Source organism: uncultured Gemmiger sp. (genome assembly GCF_934561205.1).
In the GTDB taxonomy this organism is placed as follows: Bacteria; Bacillota; Clostridia; order Oscillospirales; family Ruminococcaceae; genus Gemmiger.
Genome location: NZ_CAKTFU010000011.1, coordinates 77,075 through 86,774, shown reverse-complemented (window position 1 = coordinate 86,774; position 9,700 = coordinate 77,075). Strand labels below are relative to the sequence as shown.

Genomic DNA, 9,700 nt, shown 5'->3' with positions numbered 1-9,700 from the left:
TAAATCAAGCGGTCGCTCCTCCCAAGCCTTAGAGTTTAAAAACATATCACCAAACAATTCAACAAATCGGGCTTTGACGAGTTCATCCAGCTTTTGGAGTTGTTTCTTTTGAGTGTTTATAATCAAATGAACTCTATCCAACACGGAAGCGATTTTGTTCTGCTGTTCGGGAGAATATAGAGGAATTTCATAATCTTTAAGCCATTCTGTACTCATGTTTTTTTGAGCAACACCTTTTGAGGATTGGATGCATTGCTGCTCAAAATAGTCACTATTTAAGATGTGAAAGAGATACTTTTTTGAAATTTTACTTGATTTTAGTCTTAAACACGCAACACGCTGGTTTAGTGCAGCGGGTAACATGTCAGCTTCGAGCATTGCAACCCTTCCGACGTTACCCGTCAATGACATCAGCAGGTCTCCATTTTCAAGCATATACTTGTCTAGCCCGCCTGAATCAAGGGGATAAAATGCAGGTGTTGTATCTTCTATATATCCTTTTTGAACGTTTGCAATACGTATTATCCGAATACCCGAACCTACATAGTTTTCGCTTTTGAACGCAAAACCGTTTAGAACATCACAAACATCGCCGATTTTTATTTTTTGCATTATTTATCCCCACAAATCCGAAGTTGTATCCGCCTTCACAGCAGAGTTATTCTTTATCATCTTCATCTTTCACAACACCCTCAATCATCCCGGTAACAGCCTGCCCCAGCAGCATTGTGCTTGCGTTTTCTGCCGTAACCACCGGGCGACCGGTCTGCGCTTCAATTTCTTTTCGGGCGTTGCCGGCTACCGTGCCGCCCTGCTTTGCTACAGTGCGGTTTTCTTCTAACCCTTGCGGATTCTGAGCCTTGGTGAGTTCTGTTGTGGTGGCTTCCGCCAACATATTCAGCGCCAGTTCCAACGTACTCATATTGTCGCGCAGATTTTCCTTTTTCAGCCCTTTCAGGTTCTTGTATTGTCGCGTGTTCAGCCCGGACCACGCCTTTGTGACTTCGTCCGTCAAAATGGCGTACTCCTGCCCCTTTTGCACCCCGTGTGCGCTCCACGCATCGGTCAGCTCTTTGCGGGCGCGGATGGTTTGCAGGCGCTGGTTGATCCACTCCGGCGGATAGCCTTTTTGTGCGTAGGTGTCCAGCGCGCGCTCAATGGTAAGCTCCGGGTCGATGATTTCCTCAATGCGCTCACGCCCAACCATAGCCAGCCACATTTTGAACGGCTCGGCCTTGCGGGAGGGGATGGACTGAATAATACGCAAAAGCTGTTCCGTGTTGGCTACATCCGTTTTGTATCTTTTTCCATCTTTAGGAGACTTCATTTTCAGTTGCTTACAATTTGTAAGCAACTCATCTGCTCCCTCATCTTTCAGGCGCTTTTTCAAAACCGCCCAATAGGTGCTTGCTTTTCTGGCGTCAGTTTGCTCCGTCAGTGCCGCCACCGCATCCACCACCGAGAAATACCATTCCTCTTTTTCCTCATCCCAAGCAGTTCGGATGGTCTGATCTTCAAATACTTGCAGCTTATCGTTTTCCGTCATGGTGTGCTCCTTATTTCAGCATCTGTTCCAGTTCATCCATCGCCGTGTTGACCTCTTTCTCCAAGCGGCGCAACTCGGCCATAATCTCGCTCGTCGGCGGGTACTCCACAGGCTTGTACTCGGTCTTTTTGTACTTGTTGATGGACAGGTCGTAGCCGTTATCCACGATTTCCTGCTTGGGAACAAAGAACGATTTTTCCGTGCGGGCACGGTCTTTCTCGGCATCCAAAGTCTTGAAACGGGCGATAATATCGGGAATGTCGTTCTCCTGCACAGGGCTGCGCTTGTCGTCCAGCGAAAGCCCGTCGGCCTGCATATCGTAGAACCACACATTGTCCGTGCCGCCATGCCCGGTCTTGGTAAAGATCAAAATGGCGGTAGAAACACCGGCATAGGGCTTGAACACGCCGGACGGCATCGAGATAACAGCTTCCAGACGGTTGCCGTCTACCAGTTCCTTGCGGATTGCCTTGTGCGCAGTGGACGAGCCAAACAACACACCATCGGGAACAATGCAGGCGCAGCGCCCGCCGATTTTCAGCATACGCAGGAACAGCGCAAGGAAAAGCAGTTCTGTTTTCTTGGTCTTGCAGACCTTCAGCAGGTCGGCGGATACGGTGTCCGCATCCAAACTGCCCTTGAACGGCGGATTGGCGAGAATCAGCGAGTATTTTTCTTTGTCCGGGTTCTGGTCGCTCAGGCTGTCGCGGTACTCGATATAAGGGTTGTCGATGCCGTGGGTCATCATGTTCATGGCGCCGATGCGCAGCATGGTGCGATCCATATCGTAGCCGAAGAACATGTGATTCATGTAATGATCTTTTTTCTGGCGGTCAAAGAAAATTTCTTCCTTGCGGTGTTCTTTCAGGTACTCGCCCGCTGCGACGAGGAAGCCGGACGTGCCGCAGGCGGGGTCGCAGATGACTTCGTCCGCCTTGGGGTCCATCAGTTCTACCATCATTTTAATAATATGGCGCGGTGTGCGGAACTGGCCGTTCAAACCGGACTGCGCGATTTTGGACAGCAGATATTCATAAGTGTCGCCGCGCACATCCACCGCCTGCGACTCGTTCATCAAGCGGTAAATTTCATCCAGCGCGTCCACCACTTTGGACAGCAGCAGCGGCGTGGGCAGCTTGAAAATAGCATCGTCCATGTATTTGGAGTAGGCGCTGTTTTTGTCTCCGTGCAGATTCTTGATGAAAGGGAACACCCATTCCTGCATGGTGGCGTACATTTTCTGCGCCGGAAAGTCGTGGAACACGCTCCATTTGAGCTGCTGACCGTCAATGGTGCGTTCTCCAATCTTCATCTCGTCTGCGAAAATACTCTGGTACGGCAGGCCCAGCATGGCGGCTTCCTTGGCGCGCAGGTTGTCGGAATCGTCCAAGTCGTGAATAAACATCAAATAGGTGATCTGCTCGATCACGTCCAGCGGGTTCACAAGGCCGCCCGCCGCAAAAATATCCCAAAGGCTGTCGATTTTGTTTTTGAGTTCTCCTGTAATCATGTTAGTCCTCTCCGTTCCAAATGTAAGAAGTGTAGCGGCCACCGCCGATTTTTGTGATTTGCTTGTTGTTTAGCAGGTCTGCCAGCGCCCGCTGGACCGTGATTTGGCTGATGTCCGGGCACTGTTTTAAGATTTCACTTTTGGTGATTTCGCCTTGATGTGATTTGATGATTTCCCGCACACGGTCAGGCTTGGACAGACCCTTGGCGGTTAGCTGTGTGGCAATCTCGTCAAGGTTTTTGTATGCCGTGACAAGGGCATTCAGCAAATAAGCGGTAAAAGGTGCGTAGTCATTTGTGCCGGCAGCCCAGTTATGGGAACTGCGTTGCAGAGATGTATCGTAGGATCCTTTTGTGTTAAGAAGAATTGCGTCCACGCTGCTGTATTGCTCTACATGATAGCCGGAACGATACAAAAGTAGTGCCAGCAACAGGCGGCTCATGCGTTCTGTGCCGCTGTCGAAAGGGGCGATGTTCAGAAAGTCTACCATGAACATCGGAATCAGCAGCAGCGGGTCAAGAATTGGGTCTTGCAGGGCTTGTTCAAAGGCGGTGCATAGGGAAGCAAGGCTTTCAGCGCATGGTTCACCGTCGGTATCTTTATAATTGCCACCCACAGCTTTACCGCTGAATTTGTACAAATCACGGTGCAACTGTAAAATGGTGGATGGTGCCGGTGGCAGGAAGTCATAATTGGCACTTATGGAGGTTAGCACATCCCGATAACCTGCCACTTTTTTCTCATCATCGGTTTGCGGATTGGTTTTATTCAGGATAAGTTTTTTCAGCCGCTCATCGGCAACAGTAATGCCTTCCATGGTATTCGATGCAGCGACATTTTGCAGGATGGCGGTTTCTTGGATTTCAGATAGTGCGGCGGCATCCGTTTCAAGGAGCCTGTTCAGTCGACCTTTGTATTCGTGGAGCTGCGTTAGACGGAACACAATCTCTGGTGTCAGCAGCTGAGGATATACTGCTTTGAAGTTAAATGTTTTCATTGTAGAACCCTTATTTTTATTTACATCAAATTTATTAAAATGATGTAAATACATTGTATTCTGTTATTGCAAAAAAGTCAATAGAAAGTACATCTTTTTGTAAAATATGATGAAGTTAAATCTTCGATTTGGTATATATGACAAAAGCGCCCTATCAAAAGAAGCCAATCCGCTTCTTTTGATAGGGCGCTTTTACGATAAAATATGCTCTCGTCAAAAATCTGTTTCGACATCATGCAGGATACTATTCCGCGTGAAAGTCTCCGCTTCTGCTTTTAGCGAGAACATAGTTTTGTACCAACCGCTTTCATTTTCCTGCTTTGTCGTTGGAGTTATGCCGCGCATATCAGCCAGTACAACCATCATCACGCTGGTTTCATGGCGATATTGTTTGTCTTTATCTGCGATAAATTGATGATAGTCCGGGCGTTTCAGCATTTTTCTGTATAGGCGCGGGTCTCGCTCAGCAACAGCAAACTCGTATTCCTGCCCATAATAGCCGAATTTCAATAGTGCGTAGTCGGATTCTATTAGTGCAGCTAGTTTTTCTTGTTCTGCGGTCAATTTACTGTCCATTTATTGTTACTCCTGTATGCAGAAACGATTTTAAGTTGAGGTATCTTCTTCACGGCTGGTATCGGACCAAATCCCAAGTTCTTCGGTGTCATGCAGAAACCTTGACTGCTGATTGTACCACTTTATTTCTTCAGCAAGTGTCACACCAGTATCAGGTTGAATTTCGTCTGCGTTCATGGCAACGGGAGCTTCTTCGTCTGAACCGAATAGCGGCTGTTCCATAAATTCCTTGATTAAGTGCAATGCATATCTGGCGGGCTCGGCTTGTAGTGTATTGGGCAAACGGATAGAAGTTGTACCGTTTTCTTCGATAATTTCTATGCCGTGGTAACTGGAGTGCATTTCGTAGATGATGGCGAGCAGCCCCTCGATTGTATCCACATCCAACGGACGCAGCATAGCAGGCGCTACGCCAAGCGCCAATGCGATTTTGTTTAACTGATCTTCCTTGGGATGGCGCGTACCATATTCGTACTGTTGAAGAAGCGTTGAGGTAATGCCGGAGCGCTTAGAAAGTTGAGATTGCGAGATTCCCTTTTTCAAACGCAGACGCTTAATGCGTCTCCCAGTTGTATCCATAAAGAACCTCCCACAGAAAATAAGTTGCAATAAAAAGTAAAAATATATATTGACAAGCAAAATGCTTGTGGTATAATAAGCTTGTAATCATCACAAGCGTTTTGAATGTGGTGACGATGAACCTTGAAAACTGAATATACCAAATCTTCAAGCCTTACAAATGATCGTGTTCCTGTGCTGTGCACAAGTACCACAAACAATTTGTTTTATAAATTATACCGCAGGAGGGATAGTTATGGCAAGATATGCAAAGCAAAAAACACCGCAAGCTGTGCGAAATCCGTTTGAACCGATGCTGAAAACTGTAGAACAAATGGCAGTTGTTTCCGGCATCGGAGAAAATCGACTGCGCCAGTTGATGGACAACGGCGAGTTGGAGTTCATCCAGAACGGCAACCGTCGCCTGATTTCCGAACAGGCGATTTGGGATTATTACAACCGTGCCAAGACCCCGGCAAGGTCTGTAAGTGGTGGGTGCTGATATGGCGATCCGCGAGAGAAAAGTCAAAAACAAGCGAAACAGCCAAGGAATTTTAACAGGCAGATCGGGCATCGTCTACGATGTCAATGTGAAAGTCTACGAGAACGGCAGGCAGAAAAGCATTGCTAAACGTGGTTTTGCAACGCGCAGGGAAGCAGAATTGTATGAGGCACAGATCAAGCTGGAGTTACAGACTGGCAGCGCCGCTATGGTCGGCTATGGACCAGAGAGCAAACAAAAGCTAAAAGAGTATCTGCCAAAATGGTACGAGAGCTATCACCACAACCTTGCAAAAAGCACGCGATACAGCTATTGGAGCGGCATAAACATACATCTAATTCCCATGCTGGGCGAAGTACCTCTGAACAAACTGACACCCCAAATGATTGACGATATGATTGCGCAACTGCGTGAGAAGGGACTGGCGGAGAATTCAGTGCGTTATTGCCATCGAATTTTAAGCTCTGCGCTGTCCTCGGCGGTAAAGTATGGCTACATTCCAAACAACCCAGCCAAGAACATTATGACACGGTTTAGTAAGAACGCCGGGCGCAAATATGACAAGTACACCGTGGAACAGGTGCAGCAGCTTTTGGCGTTTGTACATGGTAATGTACTTGAGACCGTGGTACTGCTCGCTGTTCTGTTTGGGCTGCGGCTCAGCGAAGCGCTGGGGTTACGCTGGCGTGATGTTGATTTGACGCACAGGCAAATTACCTTGCGAGGTCAAATCCCCTGTGACCTGCCAAAGGATGCTAAAATTGTGCCGCACCTTGAACCATTGAAGGATCGTGACGAGGGTGAGACACGCTCATTTCCCATTACAGAAGAGGCGATGTCAATCTTTTTACGGCTTAGGCAGGAACAAGCTGATCAGCGGAGGTTGTGCAAGCTCGGCGGGGTCGAGTATTACGATAACGACCTTGTTGTGTGCAAGCCGGACGGTTCGCCATACTTACAAAAGCGTATTTCGGTCAAGTTTAACGGATTTATGCGTAGCACCGGGATGCCGAAAATCCGATTTCACGATCTACGCGGCACAGCGGGCACCAATATGTACAATTTGACAGGTGATTTTTATGCAGTTAGCCAAATTCTCGGACATTCAGTGGACGATTTTTCCCAGCAAATGGGCGTAAATCTGAAAATCAACACCGTCACGACCCGCTATGTACAAGTACAGGAGCAGCGCAAACTCAGTGTGCTGACGGCATACCACCAAGCAGTATTCGCAACACCGAAAAACGCTGCTGTTGGAGATAACTCTTTATAAGTTATTATCCCTTCTCGCAGGAAACCATGAACTGTGGGCAACAATTCGGGCAACAAATGGCTTTTTGCAGCAGATTATTGTTGCAAGTGGATTTTGGCTTGTAATAGTCATTGCGTAAACTTACAGCATCACATTTCAAAGCCGTAAACAAAAATATCCGTCGTAAAATCTTTCGATTCTACGACGGATATGGCGCAGATGGTGGGAGTCGAACCCACGCGACAGTCTCCTGTCCTAAAGCATTTCGAGTGCTCCCTCTTACGACCACTTGAGTACATCTGCCTATTTAATTTTGTTGCAGGGAACTTCCCGCAAGGTGCGATTTCGAGTCAGTCCCGTTATGACCGCTTCGATACGCCTGCCTATATACTCTGGCACCGCCTCGCACAGCGTTTGGAAAAATGCGAGATTTCGATGCAAGATAACGATGAAAAGTTGGGTACGCGACACCCGATAAAGCCCGCCGTTATGGGATTTCCTGCGGACAAGGTGACCTGCCGGATGCAAACTTTCGAGTCAATCTCGTTGCGACCGATTCGATACGTCTGCTTATCCGGGTCCCTTCGGCCGGAAAGCATCTATTAGTATACCAGAAACGCCCCGCCGTGTCAATGTTTCGGCGGGGCAAATCACGGCAAATCGGGTAAAACAAGGCGGTAAAATCCGAAAAACGGCGGCGTGGCCCGCGCGACGCGGATGCGTGAGCCGGCAGGCAGGCGGGTTACAGCTTGCCGTCCAGCAGCAGGTCGCGCACCTCCAAAAGGCTGCTGCAGCGGCGGGTATACAGCTGCTCAATTTCCGGGGTGGGCTGCGCCATATCGGGCACCATCACGGTCACGGCACCGGCGGCGTGGCCCGCGCGGATGCCGTTAAAGCTATCCTCCAGCACAAGGCACTTATGGATATCCAGCTTCAGGCGGCGGGCAGCCTCCAGGAAAATATCGGGCGCGGGCTTGCTGTGCGCAACGTCGCTGCCGCAGACTACATCGTGAAAATACCGCGCTGTACCGCTGGTTTGCAGGTTCATTTCAATCATAGCGCGCGGGCTGGAACTGGCCACGATGCGCGGCATGGCAAGGTCCTCCAGCGTGGAAAGCAGCTCCTTCAGCCCGGGCTTGCAGGGCACGCCCCTGGCAAAGCGCTCGTCCGCAAGGCGCCACACCGTTTGCAGTACCTTTTTGGGGTCGGCATCGGGGATAAATTCCGCCACATGGCGCTGCAGGTTGTCCCCCGCCAGACCCCGTCCGCTTGCCAAAAAGCGCGGCATATCGTCGGGCACCGGCAGACCCAGCTCGGCGCAGGCAGGCTCCCACAGGGTGTCCCACAAGCGCTCGGTATCAAACATCAGACCGTCCATATCAAAAATTACACCCTGAATCATAACCTGCTACCTCTCTTGTTACATACTTTTTCTATTATAGAATACCACGTTTTTGCGTCAAAGGCAACACAAATTTGAAAATTCTGCAACAAAAATGCCCGAAAGTCTTGAATTCACGGGTTCAGAGCGCTATAATAAACACAAGTTTCCGGGCGGCGGGTGTGCGACCGGCCGCTTTGAAGGATATGAGAGAGGTTGACAAGTATGTTGGATATCAAAATTGTAAAGACCGAACACCCCAAAGCCAAGCCTGCGGACGAGAGCAAGCTGGGATTCGGCAAAATTTTCAGCGATCATATGTTCCTGATGGACTACACCGCCGGGCAGGGCTGGCACGATGCGCGCATTGTGCCCTACGGCCCGTGGGAGATGGACCCTGCCACGACGGTGTTCCACTACGCGCAGGAAATTTTTGAGGGCATGAAGGCCTACCACACCGCCGAGGGCAAGGTTCAGCTGTTCCGCCCCGACTGCAACGCAAACCGCTTTAACGATTCGGCTGACCGCTTGGGTATGCCCGCCATTCCGCCGGAGGATTTTGTGCAGGCCGTCAAGGCGCTGGTGGACGTTGACCGCGACTGGGTGCCCCATTCTGACGGTGCATCGCTGTATATTCGCCCGTTCTGCATTGCCACCGATGTCGGCCTGGGCGTACACGCGGCCAAGCATTACCGCTTTGCCATCATCTGCGCACCGTCGGGCGCCTACTACGCCGAGGGGCTGGATCCCGTGCGCATCTACGTCGAGGACGAGTACATCCGCGCCGCGCCCGGTCTGACCGGCTTTACCAAGTGCGGCGGCAACTACGCAGCGTCCATCAAGGCGGGCGAATTGGCGGAGGAACGCGGTTTCAGCCAGGTTTTGTGGCTGGACGGCGTTGAAAAGAAGTACGTTGAGGAAGTCGGCTCGATGAACATCATGTTCAAGATCGACGGCGAAATTTACACCGCGCCCTGCGTGGGCACCGTTTTGCCCGGCGTGACCCGCCGTTCCATCATTGAGCTGCTGCGCGACTGGGGCTATCAGGTCCACGAGGAGCGCGTGGCTATTGCCGATATCATGAAGGCTGCCGACGAGGGCAAGCTGGAGGAAGTGTTCGGCACCGGCACGGCGGCGGTGGTTTCGCCCGTCAAGGAGCTGGACTGGGAGGGCAAGGTGGCCCACATCAGCGGCGGACACATCGGCGCCCTGACCCAGAAATTGTACGACACGCTGACCGGCATCCAGTGGGGCAAACTGCCCGACACCAAGGGCTGGACCGTAGAGGTTTGAGAAAACGGGTTCGCAAGAGCGAACCCGTTTTTTTAGAGTGGAGAGTTAAGATAGGTTTGTAGGGAACGGTCTCGACCGTTCCGTG

Annotated in this window: 10 protein-coding genes and 1 tRNA gene; 3 read left to right on the top strand and 8 right to left on the bottom strand. The window is 50.3% G+C overall.

All coding sequences use genetic code 11. From position 1 onward, the window contains the following. The 6 genes from Q0I19_RS08085 to Q0I19_RS08060 form a co-directional block, all read right to left on the bottom strand. Window positions 1-612, bottom strand: a 612-nt coding sequence (locus Q0I19_RS08085; protein WP_296023555.1) for a restriction endonuclease subunit S, incomplete at its 3' end; no start/stop codon positions are given. Between the two features lie 46 nt (window positions 613-658). Beyond that, window positions 659-1,546 (bottom strand): Bro-N domain-containing protein, encoded by an 888-nt coding sequence (locus tag Q0I19_RS08080; protein ID WP_294760794.1) that lies wholly within the window; start codon window positions 1,544-1,546, stop codon window positions 659-661. A 10-nt stretch (window positions 1,547-1,556) separates the two neighbouring features. Beyond that, on the bottom strand, window positions 1,557-3,056 hold the full coding sequence (locus Q0I19_RS08075; RefSeq protein ID WP_294760795.1) for a class I SAM-dependent DNA methyltransferase: 1,500 nt from the start codon (window positions 3,054-3,056) through the stop codon (window positions 1,557-1,559). A gap of 1 nt (window position 3,057) precedes the next feature. Beyond that, complete coding sequence (locus Q0I19_RS08070; RefSeq protein ID WP_294760796.1) at window positions 3,058-4,053, bottom strand: cell filamentation protein Fic; 996 nt, start codon at window positions 4,051-4,053, stop codon at window positions 3,058-3,060. 213 nt (window positions 4,054-4,266) lie between these two features. Beyond that, complete coding sequence (locus tag Q0I19_RS08065; protein WP_294760797.1) at window positions 4,267-4,629, bottom strand: hypothetical protein; 363 nt, start codon at window positions 4,627-4,629, stop codon at window positions 4,267-4,269. Between the two features lie 30 nt (window positions 4,630-4,659). Continuing rightward, entirely contained in the window at window positions 4,660-5,208 is a 549-nt protein-coding gene (locus tag Q0I19_RS08060; RefSeq protein WP_294760799.1) for an XRE family transcriptional regulator, read from the bottom strand. 235 nt (window positions 5,209-5,443) lie between these two features. On the opposite strand from Q0I19_RS08060, the gene Q0I19_RS08055 reads away from it, so the two are divergent. Further along, complete coding sequence (locus Q0I19_RS08055; RefSeq protein ID WP_278542912.1) at window positions 5,444-5,689, top strand: DNA-binding protein; 246 nt, start codon at window positions 5,444-5,446, stop codon at window positions 5,687-5,689. Window position 5,690: 1 nt separating this feature from the next. Beyond that, window positions 5,691-6,962: a tyrosine-type recombinase/integrase gene (locus Q0I19_RS08050; protein WP_294760800.1), complete on the top strand. Its 1,272-nt coding sequence runs from the start codon at window positions 5,691-5,693 to the stop codon at window positions 6,960-6,962. 190 nt (window positions 6,963-7,152) lie between these two features. Here the strand turns inward: Q0I19_RS08050 and Q0I19_RS08045 are convergent. Both Q0I19_RS08045 and Q0I19_RS08040 read right to left on the bottom strand, forming a co-directional pair. Beyond that, window positions 7,153-7,244 (bottom strand) — tRNA-Ser (locus Q0I19_RS08045). Between the two features lie 439 nt (window positions 7,245-7,683). Continuing rightward, entirely contained in the window at window positions 7,684-8,343 is a 660-nt protein-coding gene (locus Q0I19_RS08040) for an HAD family phosphatase (protein WP_294760801.1), read from the bottom strand. A 204-nt stretch (window positions 8,344-8,547) separates the two neighbouring features. Between Q0I19_RS08040 and Q0I19_RS08035 the strand changes: the two genes are divergently transcribed. Next, window positions 8,548-9,615, top strand: a complete 1,068-nt coding sequence (locus Q0I19_RS08035; protein ID WP_294760802.1) for a branched-chain amino acid aminotransferase — start codon at window positions 8,548-8,550, stop codon at window positions 9,613-9,615. Window positions 9,616-9,700 lie beyond the last annotated feature (85 nt).